Raw genomic sequence first — 20,823 nt, 5'->3', positions numbered from 1 at the left:
GTTAGAGTTGGCTTTTTGAAAGAATTTTAGAAAATTCTGACAATGTCAGCTCTGGTATTATCATAAAACTTTGGACGAAAGGAGGATTCCTTATGCCAGAATTATCAGGACCGTTTGTAGTTCTTATGGGTATGGGTACAGTGTTTGTCGGCTTGATTTGCATCATCATTTTGGTTGTGCTGATGGGAAAGATTATTGGTGCAATTACAAAAGATACGCCGGCGCCTGCAGCTGCTCCGGCAGTATCACCTGCTCCGGTGGCTGCCCCGACTGAAATCCCGAATCGCCCGGAATTGGTAGCTGCCGTATCGGCGGCGATTGCGGAAGATCTGGGAACAGATATTTCGAAAATTCAAATTCACTCAATTAAAAGAATCTAGTTAAGAATTGAAAGGATGAATGCAAAATGAAAAAGTATCGTGTAAATGTAAACGGCGCTGACTATGAAATTACGTTAGAGGCTTTAAAGGATGGAGAGGATTTTGCACCTAAGGCAGCAGCACCGGCAGCACCGGCTGCAGCACCAGCGGCTCCTGTAGCGGCACCGGCCGGCGGAGAGAAGATCACCAGCCCCATGCCCGGCACCATTTTAAGTGTAAACGTAGCGGCAGGAGATTCTGTTCAGGAGGGTACTGTGCTTCTGATTCTGGAAGCAATGAAGATGGAAAATGAGATTATGGCTCCCAGAGCTGGTAAAGTTGTTTCTGTTCAGGTAGAAAAGGGCGCTACCGTAGAGAGCGGCGCTGTATTGGTTGTAATTGAATAATTTGTCCCTGAAAATAAGAAACAAGTAAAGGAGCTGTCAAATGGAAACTATTACAAATTTCCTGCAGCAGACAGGCTTTTCCAGATTGATGGACGACCCTAAAGTTTTTGTGATGATGCTGATTGCATTTGTGCTGATGTATCTGGCCATTAAAAAAGGGTTTGAGCCTCTTTTGCTGCTGCCTATTGCATTTGGTATGTTACTCACCAATTTGCCCGGCGCCAACATGTATCACACCGAGTTTTTCTCGGGCGGACATGTTCACTGGGATCAGGTTGGTAATTTTGGTCTGATTGATTATCTTTATTTGGGCGTGAAGCTGGGTATCTATCCCTCGCTGATTTTCCTTGGTGTGGGTGCTATGACTGACTTTGGCCCGTTGATTGCAAATCCCAAGAGTCTGCTGCTGGGAGCAGCTGCTCAGCTGGGTATTTTCCTTACCTATTTGGGCGCTTCCGCTATGGGCTTTACGCCGGCTGAAGCAAGTTCTATCGGTATTATCGGCGGAGCCGACGGCCCGACAGCTATTTATGTAACCTCTCAGCTTGCACCAGACCTTCTGGGACCGATTGCGGTTGCTGCCTATTCTTATATGGCACTTGTGCCGGTGATTCAGCCTCCGATTATGAAGGCTCTGACGACAAAGAAGGAACGGCAGATCGAGATGAAGCAGCTGCGTCCCGTGAAGAAGATTGAGAAGATTGTATTCCCGATTATGGTTACCGTCTTTGTGGCGCTGCTGGTTCCTTCGGCGGCACCGCTGATCGGCGCTTTGATGTTGGGTAATCTGATGAAAGAAAGCGGAATGGTAGAGCGCTTGTCTAAAACGGCTCAGAATGAGCTGATGAATATCGTGACGATTTTCCTTGGCGTTTCTGTTGGCGCAACGGCGACAGCTGATGTGTTCCTGAGCTGGAGCACCATTAAGATCATTATCATGGGTGTTGTTGCTTTTGGTGTGGGTACTGCTGGCGGCGTATTGCTGGCGAAGCTGATGAATCTGTTCTGCAAAGAAAAGGTAAATCCGCTGATCGGATCTGCCGGTGTGTCCGCTGTGCCCATGGCAGCTCGTGTTTCCAATACGGTTGGTCAGAAAGAAAAGCCCGGCAACTTCCTGCTGATGCATGCAATGGGCCCGAACGTAGCTGGTGTCATTGGTTCTGCAATTGCAGCTGGTGTACTACTGGCATTGTTCGGTTAAGAATAAAGGGAGAATATTATGGCTAAGAATCCGTTAAGAATTACAGATACGATTTTACGTGACGCGCATCAATCGCAGGCTGCAACTCGCATGCGCCTGGAGGATATGCTGCCGGCCTGTGAGCTTCTGGATAATATGGGCTATTGGTCCATTGAATGCTGGGGCGGAGCAACCTTTGATTCTTGCATGCGTTTTCTGAATGAAGACCCGTGGGAACGTCTTCGCGCTTTGCGCAAGGCGATGCCTAAAACGAAACTGCAGATGCTGCTGCGCGGACAGAACCTGCTTGGCTATAAGCATTATGCAGATGATGTAGTGGAGCAGTTCTGCAAAAAGTCCATTGAAAACGGAATTGATGTTGTGCGTATTTTTGATGCGTTAAACGATCCGCGCAATATGGAAGCAGCGATGAAATATACAAAGCAGTACGGCGGTATTGTGGAGGCGACCATCAGCTATACGGTAAGCCCAGTGCATAATGAAGAATATTTTGTGCGCCTGGCATGTCAGCTGCAGGAGATGGGAGCCGATACGATTTGTATTAAAGATATGGCGAATCTGCTGCTGCCCTATGATGCATATAGTCTGGTAAAGCGTCTGAAGAGCGAGCTGAGTGTTCCGATTCATCTTCATACGCATAATACGACCGGTACGGGCGATATGATTTACCTGAAGGCCGCAGAAGCTGGCGTAGATATCGTGGATACAGCGCTGTCTCCGATGGCAAATGGTACGTCCCAGCCGACTACAGAATCGCTGGTTGCTTCCTTAAAGGGAACTGACCGCGATACAGGACTTGATCTGGAGGCTATGAGCAAGGCAGCAGAGCATTTCCGTAAGGTAGCGCAGAAGCTGCAGGATGATGGTACGCTGAATACGAAGGTGCTGCATGTAGACACAAATACGCTTTTGTATCAGGTGCCGGGTGGTATGCTGTCAAACCTGCTGTCCCAGCTGAAGCAGGCTAATGCAGAAGATAAATATTATGATGTGCTGGCAGAGGTGCCGCGTGTGCGTGAGGATTTTGGCTTCCCGCCGCTGGTTACACCGACAAGCCAGATTGTGGGTTCTCAGGCTGTGCTGAATGTACTAGCAGGAGAGCGCTATAAGATGATCACAAAGGAATCAAAGGCTTTGCTTCGCGGCGAATATGGTGAGCTTCCGGCTCCTGTCAATGAGGATGTGCGAAAGAAGGCCATTGGAGATGCAGAGGTGATCACCTGTCGTCCGGCTGATCTGTTAGAGCCGGAGATGGAAAAATATAAGGCAGAGCTTGGCGACAAGGCAAAACAGGAAGAGGATGTTTTAAGCTATGCTCTGTTCCCACAGGTAGCACCGAAGTTCTTTGAGGCACGGGAAAAGGGATTTGCACCTGAAAAGCCGGCAGAGCCGGAGGTACGTGTCCTTTACGTGCAGGATAGCGGGCATTAAAGAAAAATAAGAGATAGAGAACGGCTTTATGGCTGTTCTCTATCTTTTTATCTCTGTAAAACAACTGTTGGTTGTTAGGAAAGTCTCTGTTTGGTTGTGTAAATAGAAAGATGGGCGATGGAAGCAGAACGGGAAATGGGCTAAGATAAAACCATCAAAGAGAAAGGATGGTGTTTGATATGACACTGGGAAAGAAAATTCAAAAGCTAAGGAAAGAGAAGAACTGGACACAGGAGGAGCTGGCGGAGCGGCTGGGTGTATCCTCGCAGGCTGTTTCTAAATGGGAGACCGATATATCCAGTCCGGATATTTTGCTGCTTAGGCCTCTTGCAGAACTAATGGGAATCAGTGTAGATTATTTGCTGAATCCGGATGAGGAAGAACGGGCGCAAGTGTGGATGGCTCCGGAAAAGCAAAAGAAAAAGCTGGAGGATATGATTTTGCATCTGTCGATTGTTTCGGCGGATGAGGATATTGTTAAGCTGAATTTACCGATGCCGCTGGTCCAGATGTTTCTCGAAATAGGACTGGAGATGCCCAAGGTTAAAAATAAAGAAATTTTAGAGAAAAAGGATCTAGAAAAGATTCTGCTATTGGTTGAAAAAGGAGCGATGGGAAAATTGCTGGAAATTCAATCTGGTGATGGCGATTTGATCGAGATTGTGGTAGAATGATGAAAATACACATCAAGGAAAGGAATGGATTGAATCTGCCTCTCTATGTGCCCAATCGGTTTGTGCTGATGATCCTGCGCCGAAAGGGAATCTTGAAAAGAAAGGATGCCATGCGCATAGGGAGGATGCTTCGTCATTATCATGGCCTTCAGCTCATTGAAGTGAAGGAAAAAGAAGGGACGGAGGTAAAGATTCGTCTGTAAGGGAAAGGGCAATGTATAAAGTCGGAATCATGGGCTCGGAAAACTCTCATGCGATGGCCTTTGCTGAGATTTTTAACCTTAAAAAGGACTTGTATCCGGATATTGAGGTAGTTGCCGTCGGAGGGATCGATCGGGAGGCCAGTCAAAAAGTACAGGAAAAATGTCATGTGGCAATTCTGGCAGAGAAGGCAGAAGATATGCTGGGAAAGGTCGATGCCGTTATGGTAACGGCAAGGGATGGAAAATATCATCTGGGCTATGCACGTCCCTTTATAGAGGCAGGACTGCCGGCATTTATTGACAAACCCTTTACCAGAAGCAGGGAGGAAGCGCTGGAGCTGGCAAGACTGGCTCAAAAGCATCACGTACCGCTTGTAGGAGGCTCTTCTGTCAAATATGCAGATGGCATTACCGAATTAGCAGAGGCGATAAAAAAGGGAGGCGTGATAGCGGCGGATGTGGCGGCTCCAGTGAACCTCATCAATGAATATGGCGGATTTTTCTTTTATGCTTCGCATTTAGCGGAGGTTACGATGGCGCTGTTTGGAACGGCCCCGTGCAGTGTAACCGCCTGTCAAACGCCTAAAGCAGTCACAGCAACTTTGAGGTATGAAGGATATGACGTGACGAATCACTTTAATGAGGGCTGTTATCATTATTCAGCTACGATCTATCAAAAGGAGCAGACTCTGTTTAAGGAGCTGGATATCAGCAAAATCTACGAACGGGAATGCGATAATTTTGCACATATGCTGCGCACCGGAAAGATGGATCAAACCTATGAAGAGCTGATGATGCCGGTGTGCTATATGGAAGCCGTAGAAAAAGCCTATCAGACGGGAGTGGAGCAGAAAATAGTTCCCCTTACTTTATGAGTTTATTTGTTTTTTAGGATCATGGTTGAAGGTAAAATAAGGATATGATATAATCACTAACGCAGTCAGATACAGTAAGAATTAAACGCTTCTGTATTAAGACTGCGTTGTGTTTGCAGGTGTGGCGGGACTGGCAGACGCACTAGACTTAGGATCTAGCGCCATAGGCAGGGGGTGAGTCCCTTCACCTGCATAGATAGCAGAGCTAAGGATGGCTCTGCTTCTTCTGTTATATATGTTATACACATACGAAAGAAGGTTGATTTATATGAAATATCTAGAATATGGACCAGTGATATGTACAAGGGGTGTACAAAAAGGAAGAATCGGGTATTACGATGATGAAGACGAGGAAAATGGGAAAACAGTTGCTATTGTTTATTTTGGAGATCCCCTTATGTGTTCATCGTATTACCTTATTTCGATGGGATGTTTATCGAATGAAATTACAATGCAGCAGCTCATTCAAAGAAAAGAGGAACTGACAGGGCTGGTTATGAATGAGAAGCATGAAGAAAAGAAAGCGGAGCTGCTTTTAGAGCTGGAATATGTCAATACACTATTTTATGAGAGACATATACAGACTCATACAGGATCAGCAATGGGAACCAAATTGTTTTTATCGCATTCTTCTATGGATAAAGGCTTTGCCAATACATTATATGCAGATTTGAAAAAAGCGGGCTGTGATCCATAGTTAGATGAATGGGATATCGTAGGGGGACAATCGATTCCTGCTGAGATTGAAAAAGGCATTGATACGAGTGACTTTTTACTAATTTTATTATCCAATCATTCTGTGGATTCTAACTGGGTCAGGGCTGAATGGGAGTCAGCCATTTGGGATGAGAATAAAGATAGGCAAACAAGGGTGATTCCCTTACTTATTGAGGATTGTGCAATTCCACGATTTTTGAAATATAAAAAGTATATCGATTTTCGGAAAAATTATATTCAGGGAGTTCGTGATTTATTACATACGCTTGATCAATTAGGAAAAAGAAGGGAAACTGAGGAACCGTGATTCTCGGCTTGGAGGAATGGATATGGAAACGGATAGGTTATACATACGAAAATTTGTAGAAGAGGACATAGAGGCTTTCTGTGAGCTCATAAGGAACAAGATGGCCTCGCCATACGCCGTATACGATCATGCATTTCCCACAGATGATGATGGTCTGCGTGAAGTTTTGCGCTATTTTACCAGTACAGATGAGTTTTGGGCGCTGGAATTGAAGGCAGAGTCAAGAGTGATCGGTTTCATCAGTCTAAACCGTGTGGATGAAGTTTCACGCAATCTTGGTTACTGTTTGCACACAGAGTGGCATAAAAAAGGCTATGCGACAGAAGCGGCTCAAAGGATGATTAAGTATGCTGCGGAGGAATTAAAACTGAAAAAGCTTGTGAGCGGCACGGCAAAAGAGAATCTCCCCTCTGTGAGGCTTTTAGATAGGCTGGGCTTCGTAGCGATTGGGCTTGAGAGTTATGAATTGGCCTTGAATTAAAAGGCTACAGCTGAGAGTATGCAGATTAAACAGCGGAATAACTCCGTATGCTCGCTGTTCATGTAAAAGTGATGGTTGACGGTAAAATAAGGATATGCTATAATATAATGCAGTCGGGTGTAGTAAGAATTAGAAGCTTCTGCATCGCGGCTGCGTTATATTTGCAGGTGTGGCGGAACTGGCAGACGCACTAGACTTAGGATCTAGCGCCTTAGGCATGGGGGTTCGAGTCCCTTCACCTGCATGATCAAGGGACAATCAAGAGAATATTGTTCTGGAAAACCTCGATTATATCGGGGTTTTTGTTGCTTCAGACAGAGAAAGTAGGAGAGTAGCATGCGTGAAATAAAAGTATATAGTCAAAATAGTATTTTTCAAAGATTTCAAACACTAAAAACAAACCGTAATAAACGGTATAAATATAATGAATTTCTGGTAGAGGGAGTGCGGAGCCTAAATGAAGCCGTAAAAAATAAATGGAGAATTAAATCATTTATTTATAATAATGAAAACCTATCAGGGTGGGCTAAAGCAATGATAGAAAATGTTGCTACTGACGTGAATTATGTTTTGACCATGCAGCTTATGAGCGAGCTAAGCGGAAAGTCGGACACATCAGAGCTAATGGCTATCATTGAAATGAGGGAGGACTGCCTGGAAGGCGTACGACTTTCAGAGAACCCTATGATCGTTCTTTTTGATCGGCCTTCCAATAAGGGGAATCTGGGTACGATCATTCGTTCATGTGATGCTTTGGGTGCTGATATGTTAATGATAACCGGACACGCTGTTGATTTGTATGAACCGGACGTTGTAGTATCTGCAATGGGCTCTTTTTTTAATATGCCGATAATACGTGTTTCGGATAATCAAACATTATTTAATTATGTGAATCATCTGAAAGAAAAATATCCCGGATTATTTGTCATTGGTACAACGGCGCATAAGGAGAAGCCAATCCATGAAGTTAATCTGACAGGTCCGCTTATGCTTATGATTGGCAATGAAACAACTGGACTTAGCAAAACATATAAGGAATATTGCGATATATTATGTACGATTCCCATGTCTGAAAAATCATATGCAAGCTCTTTCAATGTAAGCTGTGCGGCCTCCATTGCTATGTATGAGATTTCAAGGCAGCGAATGACAGTATAAAAAGCTTTATTGACTATAGTGAAAATTACGATTGGATATATGCAGAAAAGTGAGGAATAAAAAATGGAAGATCATTCTAAAATAGATTTGTTTGAAAACATGCCCATTCCCAAAGCGGTAGCCAAGCTGGCTATTCCGACGATTGTCAGCTCGCTGGTGATGGTCATTTATAATCTGGCTGATACGTATTTTGTAGGGATGCTGAATGATCCGATTCAAAATGCAGCAGTCACGCTGGCGGCCCCAGTCCTGTTAGCCTTTAATGCCATTAACAATTTGTTTGGCGTAGGTACCTCCAGTATGATGAGCCGCGCGCTAGGGCGCAGGGATTATGAGACGGTGCATAGAAGTTCTGCCCTTGGATTCTATATGGCGCTTATCAGCGGATTGGCTTTTTCACTGCTCTATACTATATTTCATGAGCCCATGCTGCAGGTTCTGGGAGCTAATGAAACGACGACAGAAGCGACGGCTGCCTATTTAAAATGGACGGTATCCTTTGGAGCGATGCCCGCTATTTTGAATGTAGTCATGGCCTATCTGGTACGCTCGGAGGGAGCGTCGCTGCATGCCAGTATCGGAACGATGAGCGGCTGTATTTTGAATATTATTTTAGACCCGTTTTTCATCATGCCCTGGGGGCTGAATATGGGAGCAGCCGGCGCAGGAATGGCTACTTTTATTGCCAATTGCTTTGCCTGCGGCTACTTCTTTGTACTGCTGTACTATAAACGCGGACGCACCTATGTGTGCATCAATCCGAAAATGGTGGCATTCCAAAAGGCGATTGTCGTGGGGATTTGCGCCGTTGGCGTTCCGGCCTCTATTCAAAATCTGCTGAACGTAACAGGGATGACAGTGCTTAATAATTTTACATCCTCTTTTGGCTCCGATGCAGTGGCGGCTATGGGAATTGCGCAAAAGATCAATACAGTGCCCTTTCAGATTGCATTGGGACTTTCGCAGGGCATTATGCCCCTCATCAGCTATAATTTTTCGAGCGGAAATAGTAAGCGGATGAAAAATAGCTTTTTCTTTACAGCAAGGATTTCCCTGATTTTTTTATGTCTCGTAGCTGTGGGATATTACATTGGGGCGAGCGGACTGATTGGATTGTTTATGGATAATGAAGTTATTGTAGGCTACGGATCTCGTTTTCTGCGCGGCTTTTGCTGGGGGCTGCCGTTTATCTGTATGGATTTCATGGCAGTGGGTGTATTTCAGGCATGCGGCATGGGGAAAAAGGCTTTTGTATTTGCAATTTTGAGAAAGATTGTGCTGGAAATTCCGGCCATCTGCGTGCTGAATTATTTGTTTCCGCTGTACGGCCTTGCCTATGCACAGTTTACGGCGGAGCTGATTTTGTCTGCGGTTGCTGTAGTGGTGCTAGCCAAACTGTTTAAAGGACTGGAGCAAAAGCAGAAAGAAATATCAGTCTAATGATACAATGGGATCGATGACGGCATGAAAATATTCGTTTAATTCCTCTGGACTTTGCTTCATCTGCCCTCTGATCCACCATAGAATCAATTCAACAAAGCTACTGGAAATATGGTTGACTAAAAAATCATGGGGCAAAGCCAGATTTTTTGTTTGAGAGACATACTGTGAGAATACAAGTTCATTTAAACTATCTTTGAAATAACGCAGAAAGATTTCATTGCTTTCGCAGGAAAGAAGACTGAGAATGGAGTGATCATTTTCAGCAAGATGCTGCAAAAGATGGTGAAATAGAGAATGAGAGATATTTTGACCTGTGTTGTAAGAATGTGTATGATCGGTTAAATGATTGGCAGCACTATCTACCACATGTCCAAAGAGTTCACAGCATAGCTCTTTGAGCAGCTCATCCTTTGTTTCATAATGTGCATAAAAGGTGCTTCGGCCAATGTTGGCATAATCAATAATTTCCTGTATGGTAATGCGGTGATAGCTTTTGTGCTTTAAAAGCGTTATAAAAGCTTGAAAGATAGCTTCCTGAGTTTTTTTCTGACGTCGATCCATGTGAGAATCCTCCTGTACAAATAATAAAAAATGTTCACTAACTTACAGTGTATAGGATTTGTTTATTGTATTTCTTATTTTAACGATTATAATAAAAACGAACGATATGTTTTGTATCATACAAAACATATCGTATTTTTATTTTTATGTCAAGCAAAACGGAGGAATGACGGTGACACAGGAATGGAAATCTTATATGAAGAGTGTGTTTTGGCTGGCAATGCCAATTATCATCGAAAATACACTGCAAACGCTATTGGGTACTATGGATACATATTTCGCAGGAAAGCTAGCCGATCAGGCAATTGCTGGAATTGGCGTTACCAATCTGATTATGAATATATTCATTTCCTTTTTTACAGCAGTCAGCGTGGGCACCACGGTCATCGTATCGCATAGCTACGGAAGGAAGGACTATGTCCAGATAAACCGTGCGATAACGCATTCATTGGCTATAGGCAGTGCGCTTGGAATTTTCTGCAGCGTTTTATGCGGTGTAGGAAATACATCTATTTTACGTATTTCCGGAGCTGATAGGACTGTAATCGAATATGCAAGACCTTATTTTTTAATTGTGGTTGTTCCTTGTATAGCACTATGTCTACAGCTCATACTATCTGCTTGTCTACGGGCAATAAAAGATACGAAAACGCCAATGTATGTTACGGGAGCGGCCAATGTTTTAAATATCCTTTTAAATATTGTGTTTATGAAAATGGGGCTGGGAATTTTTGGATTAGGGCTGGCAACTACACTATCAAGAGGAATTAGTATTTGCATTTTGTTTTGGCGTGTTAAAAATTATGATGCTCATATACGAATATCAGTCTGCAGGCTTTCAAAAAAAGAGGCAGGCGCTATTTTGCGTATTGGCATGCCGGCCGGCTTTGAAAAGCTGATTATGCGCATTGGTCAGCTGGTTTACAATGCCATGATCATTTCAATTGGCACGGCAGCTTATGTGGCACATCAGATTGCGGGCAGCATAGAGAATTATTCCTATATTCCGTCCATGGGATTTGGGCTTGCAGTATGCACTTTAGTGGGAATTTCATTGGGAGAGGGAAATTTTCAAAAGGCAAAAGAAATACCGAAGGCAGCCTATGCACTGTCAACAGGACTAATTCTTTTATTTAGTTTAGTGTTTTTTATTTTTGCGCCTCAATTGGCAGCACTATTTACAAAAACAAAGGAAATACAGAAGATGGTAATCGAGGTACTGCGGATCATAGCCTTATTCCAGCCATTTACATTTCTTGTGCAGATCATGACAAACGCGCTGCAGGGAGCCGGCGAGACAAAATTCCCCATGTATTTAACCTTAGTCGGGATCTGGGGTATCCGAATTGGCGTAGGATATCTGCTGGCGGTATATTTTAGGCTGGGACTCACCGGCGTATGGTGTGCCTATGCATTAGACGTGACGGTGCGAGGAATTCTTCTGCTGCGCCAATTTCAGAAAGAACCGTGGAAGCAGAAAAGAAATTGTCATACCGCATAGTTTGTGTTACAATTAAAATACTTAGACAGAAATCCCCTTTTGTGCAGGACCGCTTAGAAGCTGGCCGCGGTAGTCAAAACGGGAACCATGACAGGGGCAGTCCCAGCTAAGCTCATCCTGATTCCAGGCCAGCTGGCACCCCAGATGAGGGCAGCGGATATCGACAGTAAAGACTTCCTGATCAGGACTTTTGTAGACGCCAACCTTATGCCCATTGACCAAAACAATGCTTCCATGGCCGGGCGGGATTTTTGCAAGCTCAGATTTGGGCAGCTGAAAGATGCGCTTGGCAATGCTTCCGGCAGCTTTTCCGCCAAGGGCGGCAATAGAGGGGAGATCCCGCAAAGCAAAGCGCCGCGGATCAAATGCGGATGCAAAGGGAGTGTCGAGATGCAGAATCTGATTGCGAAGGATCAGGGCAGCTGCCATTGCGTTAGTCATACCCCATTTCTGAAAACCGGTCGCCACATGCCAGTGAGGATGCTTAGCAGAAAAGGGACCAATATAAGGAAGATGGTCAATGGAAATGCAGTCCTGCGCAGACCAATGAGCAGTTTCATGGCTGTTGGGAAACCACTCGCGGGCCTTTTGGCGCAGAGCCTCATAGCGGCTGGAAGCACTTGAGCAGCCCGTTCGATGCCCCTCGCCGCCTAAAAGCAGATAGGGGCCATAATGGCGGAAGGAGTATTCCTGAGAGGGCGAGCCCGCAGGAGAGGGCGGCTCGGGCGACAGGCTGCCAATCCACATGCCATCCGGAAAGTCAGCATTTTCCAGCGCCAGCACATAGGAGCGTTTTTGATACATGCGGGCAAAGAATAGGCCGGGAAAATTAAGAAAAGGATAGTGGCAGGCGAAGAGGATGTGCTTGGCACAGATTGATCCATCCGGTGTATAAACGGTCTGATCCTCCACAGAAAGAGCAGGGGTATGCTCATAAACGGTAAGAGGGTCCGATAAGGCTTTGATCAGCATCAGCGGATTATACTGCAGCTGATCCGGCAAACAAAGCGCGCCTGCGCAGGAAAAGGGCAGAGAAGCAGGCAGCTGCGTTATCAGCTCAGCAGAAAAACCAAGCTGTGAGAGTGCCGTATATTCTTTTTCAAGCTGTGTTATATCCTGGGCATACAAATAGGCTGGCTGAACAGACAGATCACAGGCAATCCCATACTCCTTAATGAGCGTTTGATATGCCTGTATCGCTGTTTGCTGGGCCAGCGCATATTGTTTAGTTTTCTGCAGGCCAAGGCGCTGCAGGAGCATGTGATAGACCATCCCATGCTGCGCAGTGATTTTGGCAGTTGTATGGCCGCTCTGACCGCTGGCAATGCGGTTTGCTTCAATCAGAACAACCTCTTTGCCGCTTTTCTGCAGTAAGGAGCCGGTGAGAATGCCGGTGAGACCGGCGCCGATGATGAGTACGTCGGTGTCCAGATGTCCTCGCAGAGAGGGCCGATTTTGGATATGACAGGTATCAGACCAGATTGTTTGCATAGTAATCTCCATTTCGAAACGTTTTAACCTAGCATATCTCATTTGATAAGTTTTATACAAAATAGGAAAGAAAAAGCCATGGATCAGATCAATTTATTTGAAGAAGGCAGAGGCAGCATGCCGTTAGCCAGCCGCCTGCGGCCCGGATCCTTAGAGGAGCTGGTGGGGCAGACGCATCTGCTGGGCAAGGGTAAAATCCTGCGGCAGCTCATTGAGCGCGATCAGCTATCCTCGATGATTTTCTGGGGGCCGCCTGGCGTAGGCAAAACAACGCTCGCCCGCATCATTGCCAGCCATACGAAGGCTGAATTTGTAGACTTTAGCGCAGTAACAAGCGGCATTAAGGAGATCAAGGAAGTGATGGCAAAGGCAGAAACGAGCCGGCGCATGGGGTTGCGGACGCTGCTTTTTGTCGATGAGATTCACCGCTTCAATAAAGCGCAGCAGGATGCCTTTTTGCCTTATGTGGAAAAGGGAAGCATTATATTAGTAGGCGCCACTACAGAAAATCCTTCTTTTGAAATTAACAGCGCTCTTTTATCGCGCTGCCGCGTATTTGTGCTGCGGGCGCTGACAGAGGAAGAAATGGTCGATCTGCTCACACGGGCGCTGCGGCACCCGCTCGGCTATGGGGATCAGCCGATTGGCATTACGCAGGGGCAGCTTCGGGCCATTGCCCGTTTTGCGAATGGAGATGCGCGCACAGCGCTCAACACGCTGGAGATGGCTGTGCTAAACGGCAGGATCAGCGCAGAGGAAATTACGGTCACAGAGGAGGTGCTGAGTGAGTGCATTAACCGCCGGTCGCTCTTGTATGATAAAAATGGAGAGGAGCATTATAATCTGATATCGGCGCTGCATAAGTCGATGCGCAACAGCGATCCGGATGCGGCGGTGTACTATCTGCGCAGGATGCTGGAGGGAGGTGAGGAGCCGCTGTATATTGCCAGACGCTTGATCCGTTTTGCCAGCGAGGATGTGGGCATGGCGGATCCGCAGGCGCTTTTGCAGGCGGTAGCTGCGTATCAGGCCTGCCATTTTAACGGCATGCCGGAATGTGATGTGAATTTGATGCAGGCGGTGGTGTATCTGGCGATGGCGCCTAAATCCAATGCTTTGTATGTGGCGGCGGAGGAGACCAGGCAGGATGTGAGAGAAATGCCGGCAGCACCGGTGCCGCTGCAGATCTGCAATGCGCCGACGCAGCTGATGAAAGAGCTGCATTATGGAGAGGGCTATGAATATGCGCATGATACAGAGGAGAAGCTAACCAAGATGCGCTGCCTGCCGGATGTGCTGGCCGATCGCAGATATTACAGGCCAACGGCTTCCGGAAAAGAAAAACAGGTGCAGGAGCGCCTGAATCAAATTAGAAAATGGAAGGGAGAAAAAGATGAGTAAAAAGAGAAAAATGGATACAGATGACAAGAGAAAAGCATTTACGCTGGGTGTTGCTTTGATGATGCTGTTTATTATTTTGTATTTCATGTTCATTCACCGGCTGCTGGGAGGCGATGCGGCGCCATGGCAGTTGGTGGACGGCATTGTAGCAGGGGGCTCAGCGCTCAGCTTTGTGGTAGCATATTTTATCGTTAAGCTGAGAATGGGAGAAGCGCATGCAGCGCCGGAGGAAGCGAATAAGCATAAAAAGTTTGAGGACTAAGAGCAAAGCTTCTGGCTTTTGCTTAGTGCCGTCTCTATGTTTTCTTCCGCCGCCACTGGCGGAAATGGGCGATATAGCTGAACTTTTTCCACCGTGTATAGCGCAGCTTCTATAATTGGTGGAAAAATCACCGTTAGCAAGTATCTCAAAATAAAAAATGGCGGAAGAAATTCCGCCATTTTGATTTATAGTATTGTGCGCAGAGGAAATTTCTACGCTTTTCTCTAATTTCTGCTGATCTTGGCTGAAAAGCGCACAAGATCCAATCAGGCTTCTCTTTTGCTGCCCCAGAAGAAGAGGGCAACCGTGCCGGGGCCAGTGTGGCTACCGATGGTGGTGCCGATATGATTGATCTCTACCTTTCCATTTAAATGGGGGAAACGAGCTTCCACCAGATCGGCAACAGCTCTGGCATCCTCATAGCAAGCGGAATTGGAGATATAGCATTTTTCAGCATAGTCCAAACCGTTCTCGGCGAATTCTTCCATCTTATCTACAATCCGGTGGATGACCGCATTTTTAGTGCGCACCTTAAAACGAGGAATCAGTCTTCCTTGGTCATCCATATTCAGCAAAGGACAAATTTTCAGCATGGTACCAAACCAGCCAGAGGCCTTGGAAATGCGGCCGCCTTTGACATAAAAGCTTAAATCCGTTGAAAAGAACCAGTGATGCAAGCGGAGCTTATTTTCTTCAGCCCATTGGTGAGCTTCTTCCAGTGTAAGCCCAGCATCGCGCAGATCGGCAAGCTTATCCATGAAAAGACCATAACCGGAAGAAGCGCCTAAAGAGTCGACTATGAAAATTTTTCGGTCGGGATATTTTTCCAGCAATAGATTTTTAGCTAAATTAGCCGAATTGTACACGCCGGAGATCCCGGAAGAAAGTGTGATATGAAGAATATCTTTTCCGTCTTCTAAAAACGGAGTGAAATATTCGATAAATTCATCTACATTGATTTGAGAGGTTTTGGTCTCTGCTCCATTGGCCATTGCTTCGTAGAATTGATCAAAGGGCATGCTCTGGCCGAGATCATCAGGATATTGCTTTCCGTTTAGAGAGTAATGGAAGCAAATATAGTGCAGGTCTCTTTTTTCAAAATGTTCTTTGGATAAATCAGCAGTTGAACAGCAGCTGATAATATAGTTGCTCATAGCAGGATTCCTTTCTGCATTCAGAATTATCGCAATTATAGTAGCACATTAAATCTTAGGATGCAAGAGGAAAAGTGACAGTTTTATTGCTTAGGAGCTAATGAAGCGTAAGCAGGATGACGGCGGTAATAAAGAAGCCCATACAGGTCTGCCAAAAACCAACCAATGGGAATGGACCACCAGATGCCAGTCACACCAATGGCGGGAATCGAAGAAAGGAGATAGGCTAGTGCTACGCGGGTGCCCAAAGATAAAATCGTAAGGATAACAGACATGCCCGGCTTTTTGACAGCGCGATAATAGCCATAGAGCAGAAACAAGCAGCCGATACCGCAATAAAAGGTGCCCTCGATCCGCAGGTATTCAGCGCCGATGGATAAAATAGCAGTTTCAGAGGGAGCGATGAAAATCATCAGCAGAGGCTTGGCAAAAATAAAGATGAGTGAGGAAACGATCAGGCAGAAAAGAAAAACGGTGCGAATGGCACTTTTGATAGCGAGACGAATCCGTTCTGGCTGACGCGCGCCATAGTTTTGAGCAATGAAGGTAGAGAACGCATTTCCAAAGTCTTGCACAGGCATATAGGCAAAGGAGTCAATTTTAACGGCTGCCGCGAAAGCGGCCATTACGGAGGTGCCGAAGCTGTTTACCAGCCCTTGCACCATGAGAATGCCAAAGTTCATTACGGATTGCTGCAGACAGGTGAGCGAGGAGTACTGAAAAATCTCCTGAACGGCCTGTTTGGTGATGTGCATATGACGGCGCGCCGGACGCAGATGGGGAAACCGAAGCCAGGTGTACAGGACGATGCTGATGGCGGAAAGGCCCTGTGCGATGACGGTAGCGGCGGCGGCTCCGGCAACGCCCCAGCGAAAGCTGAGGACAAACAGAAGGTCCAGCGCGATATTGGCCAGAGAGGCGATGATTAGAAAAATGAGGGGCGCCAGAGAATTGCCCACGGCACGCAGAAGACAGGCACAATAATTATATAAAAAGGTAAAAGCGATGCCAAAGAAAATAATCCATAGATATTCGTGCATTAGATTAAAAATTTCGTCAGGCACCTGCAAGAGATGAATAATGGGATTGATGAATAGAAATACGATTCCGGTAATCAGAAGGGTAATGAGAGCGATCATGCAAAATGAAATAAAAATGCTGTTCTTCATTTTGTCTTCCGCTTTTTCACCAAATTGGATGGAGAAGATCGCGCCGCTGCCCATGCAGAGCCCGAGTAGAATCGACGTCAGAAAAGTCATAAGCGTGAAGGAGGAGCCAACGGCAGCCAGTGCATGGGGGCCGAGGAAGCGTCCTACAATGAAGGTATCCGCAATATTGTAAAGCTGCTGTAATAAATTGCCCAAGATCATGGGGGCAGCAAAAGTAAGCAGTGCTTTGGTAATGGGACCGCGGGTTAAATCGTGTTGCAAAAGAAAACCTCCTTAATATGTATGTTCACAGAATGATATTACGAATCGAAAGATTTTTCTTACGTTTTGTAATATCTTATAAGAAAAGGGAGGGTTTGTCAAGAGAATAGTAAGAGATATAATTTATTGCGTTTGAAGCAGTTTCCATAAAAGGGGTTTTTGTGCCAAGCCAAATTGGAGAATATTCCATAACGGTTGCACGGCATCAGGACCATAGGACTGCATATAGGAAATATGCATATAAATGGCGCCTTGCCATAAGAGATCGTATTCTTTTTTAGAAAGAGAAGCAGATGGATAATAGCCCTTTAAAAAAGCCTCTGCTAAGTCAAAACGATAGGAAAGCCGCATATCCTCGGTATGCTCCACAAATTGCATAATAAACGGCCAGCCTAAGTCAAGGTATCGGCTGCCGATGCCGCAGTCATCCAGATCAATGAGCGCTGCTCTTCCGTCAGGCCTGATGAGCGCGTTATGCGGACCAAGATCGGTATGGATCAGACATCTGTCATAGGAGGAAAAATCCGGCAGATCATCCAGAAGCAGATTAAAGGCTGCTTTAAAGGGGTGGTTTGAAAACCAGGCGTAAAAACGCTGTTTATTTTCATTTAGAGAGGAAGGCAGGGAATAGCCTTGGATGGTATGCAGAGTTCTTGCTGTTTGTGCTAATAAGAATTCATCTGCGGGAGTACTCTGCATTGGGCGTCCTTCCAGAAATTCAAGTAAGTAAAACCAATATCCGTCCCTTTTCAGATAATAGCTGTCAGCGCCGTCTTTAAGAGAGAAAATTCGCGGTGCGATCCCTTTTTGATTTCCTAGAAATTGATGGGCACATACATTTCCCTGGATGGTCTGTTCTGATATGACTCTGCCATCGCTTATGGCGGGGATTCCTTTAAGGATATAACAGTGGTTTTCAGAGCGGACCTTTAATATGATTCTTGGAGAATCAGGGTGAAAGCGTTCCAGAAGCTCAGGGGAAATCAGCCCCCAGGCAGAAAAAATGGCGGTGAAATCTAGGTTTGGCAAAGTCTGCATGGATGAGTACCTCTTTTGTTTTGATTTTCTTACACAATTATAGGGAGGAACAGCCGAAATAGCAATCTTCATTTAACTCTTTCTCAGGAAAACACAAAGAATGATGAAATCAGCTTAGACAGCGCCCGGACAGTATGGTATAATACAGACGCAGAACGAATGCAATATAGCTAAATCGATCAATCAGGAGTGAAATTATGTTTTTAGATCATTTAGATCAGCTGGATCAAAAAATTGTAAAGCTGCTCATCCGCAACGCGCGCATGTCTTATTCAGAAATTGGCGAGATCATCGGTCTTTCGCGTGTTGCCGTAAAGGCGCGGATCAAAGCAATGGAAGAACAGGGTATCATCGAAGAATACACAACGATTATTAATCCGCAAAAAATCAGTGGCGCCGTGTCCTGCTATTTTGAAATAGAAGTAAAGCCAGAGTCACTCGAAGCAGTCATTCAAATTTTAAATGAGCATACTACCGTTACACAAATTTATCGTGTCACAGGTCAAAATAAATTACATGTGCATGCAGTAGCTGCCGGACAAGAAGAAATGGAGCAATTTCTAAAAGAAACCATCGACCAGCTCCCAGGAACCCAAGAAGTCAGCTGCAACATGATTTTATCCCGGATCAAGGATGTAAAGGGACTGCGGTTATAAAAAGCTGCATGGCAGCAAAAGGAGGAAATGAGCCATGAAACAATGGATCCCCATGGACAGGTATCATATCAGCGGTCTGGAGGCCTGGCTTGCAGAGATGGCAGAAGCAGGCTGGAAGCTTAAAAAAATGGGACGGTTTTTTGCCTATTTTGAGCAGAAAGAAGAAAAAAGATTAACCTATCATATAGAAATCAAAACAGAAGGGGAAGACAGGCAAGCAGAGCTTAAGGCAGACGGCTGGGAATATGTGAGCGATATGGGAAAAAACTTTGCCATATACAGCTCAACACGCAAAACTATAAAAATACCGCCCTATTCGCAGGAGGCGATTCAAAAGTTAAAAAAACAGCAGCTGCAAGTGGGTTTCAGCGCATTATGGATGCTGCTTTTGCTGGTATTTCTGATTGGTCTTGGGTATCAGCTGTATGCGCAGGAATTTGTGCTGTGTACTTTGAATGATGCTATGATGGGACTATATCTGCTTTTAGTGATTTTCAATATACAAGAGATAGGAATGGCTCTTCGCAGGCGGAAGTTTTTAAAGCATTTACAAGAAGGCAGGCCAACCTCAGCTTCAAAGCGTCATACTACGGCGGCTGTCTATCTCATTTTGACAGGGCTGCTATTAGCAGAAGGCGGGGTCTGGGTGACGCGCGGGATGCAGAGCTGGCAGGGAGATATTGAAAAAGCGGCAATTGTCTATCCATCCCTAGAGGAGCTGGAGCTCTCTGCGCTTTCTGATGAGTCAGAGAGAAAAGAATTTGGCAATACCGCAGAGTTTTCTACTTCGTTTTTAGTGCCAGTACAATATGAGCTGCGGCAAAGCGGACAGACGGAGGCAGGCAGTGAGCCAATCCTGCAGATTAAATATGATGAGGCAGTGAGTGAAGCGCTTGCGGCAAAGCTTTTAACGGCACGGGTAGCGTCTATGCTGCGCTGGAATGAATCCATCCAAGCGCAGAAGGTAGAGATCGCAGGCGCCGAGGAGGCGTATGCCGCATCTTATCAAAGTATGCAGTATCTGTTTATGCGGCAAGGAACAAAAGTAGTTTCTGTTTTCTATATGGGCAATCAGGACTTAACAGAAAGAGCTTCTGTTTTTTTGAAGATGTTAGCTTAAAAGATGAAGGGTACGCAGGAGCAGGATGCCGCCAAAGAGAGTAAAGCAAGAGACGAAGGTAGTCATAATCAGGATTTGCGCAGCAAGCTGCTCATCAGAATGCATATTCTTAGCCATGATGTATCCGGACACAGCGCTGGGAGCCATAAATAAAATGAAAATAGCGCCTAATTCGCCATTTCGAAATCCCAGTAAGGCAGCGAGCGTCAGCGTAATAGAAGGAATGATCAGGAGCTTAATGACCGTTGCCCACACAGAGAGGGCAAAATTTTTTCTGGCAGCATGAAAGGTAAATTGGCCGCCTAGGCAAATCAAAGAAAGCGGCGTTGTTAAAGAAGCGATTTGAGATAGGCTCTTGGTGACAAGAGCGGGCAGCTGCCAGTGGAAAATTGAAAAAGGCAGGCCTAAAACAATACCGATGATTAAGGGATTCGTAATGATATCTTTTATTAAAGTCTTAAAGGATATTTTATGCTTTATGTCGCGCTCTGGACTAAATACCGTGAGGATGATTACGGCCAAAGCATTATAAAGCGGGATTGTAAAAGGAAGCAGGAGCGAGGTAGGGGCAGCGCCGGCCTCGCCAAACATATTGATGGCAAGAGGGACACCTAAAATGGCAAAATTTCCTCGGTAGATTCCCTGAATCATAGCGCCGCGCTGAGCATTTTCCTTAACAAAACGGGGAATGAGCAGACAAAGAAGAAAAATACTGGTCAAGGTAGCACTTAAGCTAAATAGAATGAGCTTAGGATTAAAAGCCTGCGTAAAATCGGCATTAGAAATCTGCTGAAATAATAAGACAGGCAGGGCAAGCTTAAAACCAAGCGCAGTGCCCACCTGAATAAATGGTTCATTTAGAATGTGGCGCCTGCGCAGTATGTATCCGGTTAAAATTAAAACAAATAAAGGAACTACACTTTCTAAGCTATACAATAGATTGTCCATATCTG

The 20,823-nt window shown here is 45.4% G+C and carries 23 protein-coding genes and 2 tRNA genes; 19 read left to right on the top strand and 6 right to left on the bottom strand.

Annotation, left to right across the window (positions count from 1 at the left end; all coding sequences use genetic code 11):
- Positions 1-92: 92 nt before the first annotated feature.
- From HFE64_07320 to HFE64_07255, 14 genes are all read left to right on the top strand, one after another.
- Complete coding sequence (locus tag HFE64_07320) at positions 93-380, top strand: OadG family protein (GenBank protein ID MCI8633271.1); 288 nt, start codon at positions 93-95, stop codon at positions 378-380.
- A 26-nt stretch (positions 381-406) separates the two neighbouring features.
- A complete protein-coding gene (locus tag HFE64_07315) occupies positions 407-766 on the top strand; it encodes a biotin/lipoyl-binding protein (protein ID MCI8633270.1) in 360 nt (119 codons plus the stop codon).
- A 40-nt stretch (positions 767-806) separates the two neighbouring features.
- Positions 807-1,967, top strand: a complete 1,161-nt coding sequence (locus tag HFE64_07310; protein MCI8633269.1) for a sodium ion-translocating decarboxylase subunit beta — start codon at positions 807-809, stop codon at positions 1,965-1,967.
- 18 nt (positions 1,968-1,985) lie between these two features.
- Positions 1,986-3,398, top strand: a complete 1,413-nt coding sequence (locus HFE64_07305; protein ID MCI8633268.1) for an oxaloacetate decarboxylase subunit alpha — start codon at positions 1,986-1,988, stop codon at positions 3,396-3,398.
- Between the two features lie 179 nt (positions 3,399-3,577).
- Entirely contained in the window at positions 3,578-4,072 is a 495-nt protein-coding gene (locus HFE64_07300; GenBank protein ID MCI8633267.1) for a helix-turn-helix transcriptional regulator, read from the top strand.
- Positions 4,069-4,275 (top strand): hypothetical protein, encoded by a 207-nt coding sequence (locus HFE64_07295; GenBank protein ID MCI8633266.1) that lies wholly within the window; start codon positions 4,069-4,071, stop codon positions 4,273-4,275. The genes HFE64_07300 and HFE64_07295 overlap by 4 nt, the downstream gene beginning before the upstream one ends.
- 11 nt (positions 4,276-4,286) lie before the next feature.
- Positions 4,287-5,150 (top strand): Gfo/Idh/MocA family oxidoreductase, encoded by an 864-nt coding sequence (locus tag HFE64_07290; protein ID MCI8633265.1) that lies wholly within the window; start codon positions 4,287-4,289, stop codon positions 5,148-5,150.
- A gap of 115 nt (positions 5,151-5,265) precedes the next feature.
- Positions 5,266-5,343: transfer RNA gene (locus HFE64_07285), tRNA-Leu, on the top strand.
- 75 nt (positions 5,344-5,418) lie between these two features.
- Positions 5,419-5,847: a hypothetical protein gene (locus HFE64_07280; GenBank protein MCI8633264.1), complete on the top strand. Its 429-nt coding sequence runs from the start codon at positions 5,419-5,421 to the stop codon at positions 5,845-5,847.
- Between the two features lie 15 nt (positions 5,848-5,862).
- Positions 5,863-6,174: a toll/interleukin-1 receptor domain-containing protein gene (locus HFE64_07275; GenBank protein MCI8633263.1), complete on the top strand. Its 312-nt coding sequence runs from the start codon at positions 5,863-5,865 to the stop codon at positions 6,172-6,174.
- Positions 6,175-6,196: 22 nt separating this feature from the next.
- Positions 6,197-6,655: a GNAT family N-acetyltransferase gene (locus HFE64_07270; protein MCI8633262.1), complete on the top strand. Its 459-nt coding sequence runs from the start codon at positions 6,197-6,199 to the stop codon at positions 6,653-6,655.
- 163 nt (positions 6,656-6,818) lie between these two features.
- A tRNA-Leu gene (locus tag HFE64_07265) sits at positions 6,819-6,899 on the top strand.
- A gap of 92 nt (positions 6,900-6,991) precedes the next feature.
- The gene (locus HFE64_07260) at positions 6,992-7,813 is read left to right on the top strand and encodes an RNA methyltransferase (GenBank protein MCI8633261.1); all 822 of its coding nucleotides are present in this window, start codon (positions 6,992-6,994) and stop codon (positions 7,811-7,813) included.
- Positions 7,814-7,876: 63 nt separating this feature from the next.
- Complete coding sequence (locus HFE64_07255; protein ID MCI8633260.1) at positions 7,877-9,253, top strand: MATE family efflux transporter; 1,377 nt, start codon at positions 7,877-7,879, stop codon at positions 9,251-9,253.
- Here HFE64_07255 and HFE64_07250 read toward each other — a convergent pair.
- Positions 9,245-9,817, bottom strand: a complete 573-nt coding sequence (locus tag HFE64_07250) for a TetR/AcrR family transcriptional regulator (GenBank protein ID MCI8633259.1) — start codon at positions 9,815-9,817, stop codon at positions 9,245-9,247. The two genes, HFE64_07255 and HFE64_07250, sit on opposite strands and share 9 nt — an antisense overlap.
- A 106-nt stretch (positions 9,818-9,923) precedes the next feature.
- Here HFE64_07250 and HFE64_07245 point away from each other — a divergent pair, with 106 nt between their 5' ends.
- Positions 9,924-11,318, top strand: coding sequence for an MATE family efflux transporter (locus HFE64_07245; GenBank protein ID MCI8633258.1), 1,395 nt, complete (start codon positions 9,924-9,926; stop codon positions 11,316-11,318).
- 21 nt (positions 11,319-11,339) lie between these two features.
- Here the strand turns inward: HFE64_07245 and HFE64_07240 are convergent, their stop codons facing one another.
- A complete protein-coding gene (locus HFE64_07240; protein ID MCI8633257.1) occupies positions 11,340-12,809 on the bottom strand; it encodes an FAD-dependent oxidoreductase in 1,470 nt (489 codons plus the stop codon).
- Between the two features lie 78 nt (positions 12,810-12,887).
- On the opposite strand from HFE64_07240, the gene HFE64_07235 reads away from it, so the two are divergent.
- Positions 12,888-14,210 carry a replication-associated recombination protein A gene (locus HFE64_07235; protein ID MCI8633256.1) on the top strand — a complete coding sequence of 441 codons (1,323 nt, stop codon included), beginning with the start codon at positions 12,888-12,890 and terminating at the stop codon, positions 14,208-14,210.
- Complete coding sequence (locus HFE64_07230) at positions 14,203-14,472, top strand: hypothetical protein (protein ID MCI8633255.1); 270 nt, start codon at positions 14,203-14,205, stop codon at positions 14,470-14,472. Before HFE64_07235 ends, HFE64_07230 begins: the two co-directional genes overlap by 8 nt.
- Positions 14,473-14,738: 266 nt before the next feature.
- Here the strand turns inward: HFE64_07230 and HFE64_07225 are convergent, their stop codons facing one another.
- The 3 genes from HFE64_07225 to HFE64_07215 form a co-directional block, all read right to left on the bottom strand.
- Positions 14,739-15,626: a DegV family protein gene (locus tag HFE64_07225; GenBank protein ID MCI8633254.1), complete on the bottom strand. Its 888-nt coding sequence runs from the start codon at positions 15,624-15,626 to the stop codon at positions 14,739-14,741.
- An 83-nt stretch (positions 15,627-15,709) separates the two neighbouring features.
- A complete protein-coding gene (locus HFE64_07220) occupies positions 15,710-17,056 on the bottom strand; it encodes an MATE family efflux transporter (GenBank protein ID MCI8633253.1) in 1,347 nt (448 codons plus the stop codon).
- 123 nt (positions 17,057-17,179) lie between these two features.
- A complete protein-coding gene (locus HFE64_07215) occupies positions 17,180-18,094 on the bottom strand; it encodes a phosphotransferase (GenBank protein MCI8633252.1) in 915 nt (304 codons plus the stop codon).
- Positions 18,095-18,291: 197 nt separating this feature from the next.
- Between HFE64_07215 and HFE64_07210 the strand changes: the two genes are divergently transcribed.
- Both HFE64_07210 and HFE64_07205 read left to right on the top strand, forming a co-directional pair.
- The gene (locus tag HFE64_07210) at positions 18,292-18,750 is read left to right on the top strand and encodes an Lrp/AsnC family transcriptional regulator (GenBank protein MCI8633251.1); all 459 of its coding nucleotides are present in this window, start codon (positions 18,292-18,294) and stop codon (positions 18,748-18,750) included.
- Between the two features lie 34 nt (positions 18,751-18,784).
- On the top strand, positions 18,785-19,870 hold the full coding sequence (locus HFE64_07205) for a DUF2812 domain-containing protein (GenBank protein ID MCI8633250.1): 1,086 nt from the start codon (positions 18,785-18,787) through the stop codon (positions 19,868-19,870).
- Here HFE64_07205 and HFE64_07200 read toward each other — a convergent pair.
- Complete coding sequence (locus tag HFE64_07200) at positions 19,862-20,818, bottom strand: AEC family transporter (GenBank protein ID MCI8633249.1); 957 nt, start codon at positions 20,816-20,818, stop codon at positions 19,862-19,864. The genes HFE64_07205 and HFE64_07200 overlap by 9 nt on opposite strands.
- Positions 20,819-20,823: the final 5 nt, after the last annotated feature.

It is taken from the genome of Lachnospiraceae bacterium (genome assembly GCA_022794035.1).
Lineage (GTDB): Bacteria > Bacillota > Clostridia > Lachnospirales > Bianqueaceae > CALWPV01.
Note: the sequence above shows the minus strand (reverse complement) of the source record. Positions and strands in the feature narration are given on the sequence as shown.

Coding starts and splice junctions, on each gene's coding strand:
- HFE64_07320 (MCI8633271.1), top strand. CDS start 93: ATGCCAGAATTATCAGGACCGTTTGTAGTTCTTATGGGTATGGGTACA.
- HFE64_07315 (MCI8633270.1), top strand. CDS start 407: ATGAAAAAGTATCGTGTAAATGTAAACGGCGCTGACTATGAAATTACG.
- HFE64_07310 (MCI8633269.1), top strand. CDS start 807: ATGGAAACTATTACAAATTTCCTGCAGCAGACAGGCTTTTCCAGATTG.
- HFE64_07305 (MCI8633268.1), top strand. CDS start 1,986: ATGGCTAAGAATCCGTTAAGAATTACAGATACGATTTTACGTGACGCG.
- HFE64_07300 (MCI8633267.1), top strand. CDS start 3,578: ATGACACTGGGAAAGAAAATTCAAAAGCTAAGGAAAGAGAAGAACTGG.
- HFE64_07295 (MCI8633266.1), top strand. CDS start 4,069: ATGATGAAAATACACATCAAGGAAAGGAATGGATTGAATCTGCCTCTC.
- HFE64_07290 (MCI8633265.1), top strand. CDS start 4,287: ATGTATAAAGTCGGAATCATGGGCTCGGAAAACTCTCATGCGATGGCC.
- HFE64_07280 (MCI8633264.1), top strand. CDS start 5,419: ATGAAATATCTAGAATATGGACCAGTGATATGTACAAGGGGTGTACAA.
- HFE64_07270 (MCI8633262.1), top strand. CDS start 6,197: ATGGAAACGGATAGGTTATACATACGAAAATTTGTAGAAGAGGACATA.
- HFE64_07260 (MCI8633261.1), top strand. CDS start 6,992: ATGCGTGAAATAAAAGTATATAGTCAAAATAGTATTTTTCAAAGATTT.
- HFE64_07255 (MCI8633260.1), top strand. CDS start 7,877: ATGGAAGATCATTCTAAAATAGATTTGTTTGAAAACATGCCCATTCCC.
- HFE64_07250 (MCI8633259.1), bottom strand. CDS start 9,817: ATGGATCGACGTCAGAAAAAAACTCAGGAAGCTATCTTTCAAGCTTTT.
- HFE64_07245 (MCI8633258.1), top strand. CDS start 9,924: ATGTTTTGTATCATACAAAACATATCGTATTTTTATTTTTATGTCAAG.
- HFE64_07240 (MCI8633257.1), bottom strand. CDS start 12,809: ATGCAAACAATCTGGTCTGATACCTGTCATATCCAAAATCGGCCCTCT.
- HFE64_07235 (MCI8633256.1), top strand. CDS start 12,888: ATGGATCAGATCAATTTATTTGAAGAAGGCAGAGGCAGCATGCCGTTA.
- HFE64_07230 (MCI8633255.1), top strand. CDS start 14,203: ATGAGTAAAAAGAGAAAAATGGATACAGATGACAAGAGAAAAGCATTT.
- HFE64_07225 (MCI8633254.1), bottom strand. CDS start 15,626: ATGAGCAACTATATTATCAGCTGCTGTTCAACTGCTGATTTATCCAAA.
- HFE64_07215 (MCI8633252.1), bottom strand. CDS start 18,094: ATGCAGACTTTGCCAAACCTAGATTTCACCGCCATTTTTTCTGCCTGG.
- HFE64_07210 (MCI8633251.1), top strand. CDS start 18,292: ATGTTTTTAGATCATTTAGATCAGCTGGATCAAAAAATTGTAAAGCTG.
- HFE64_07205 (MCI8633250.1), top strand. CDS start 18,785: ATGAAACAATGGATCCCCATGGACAGGTATCATATCAGCGGTCTGGAG.
- HFE64_07200 (MCI8633249.1), bottom strand. CDS start 20,818: ATGGACAATCTATTGTATAGCTTAGAAAGTGTAGTTCCTTTATTTGTT.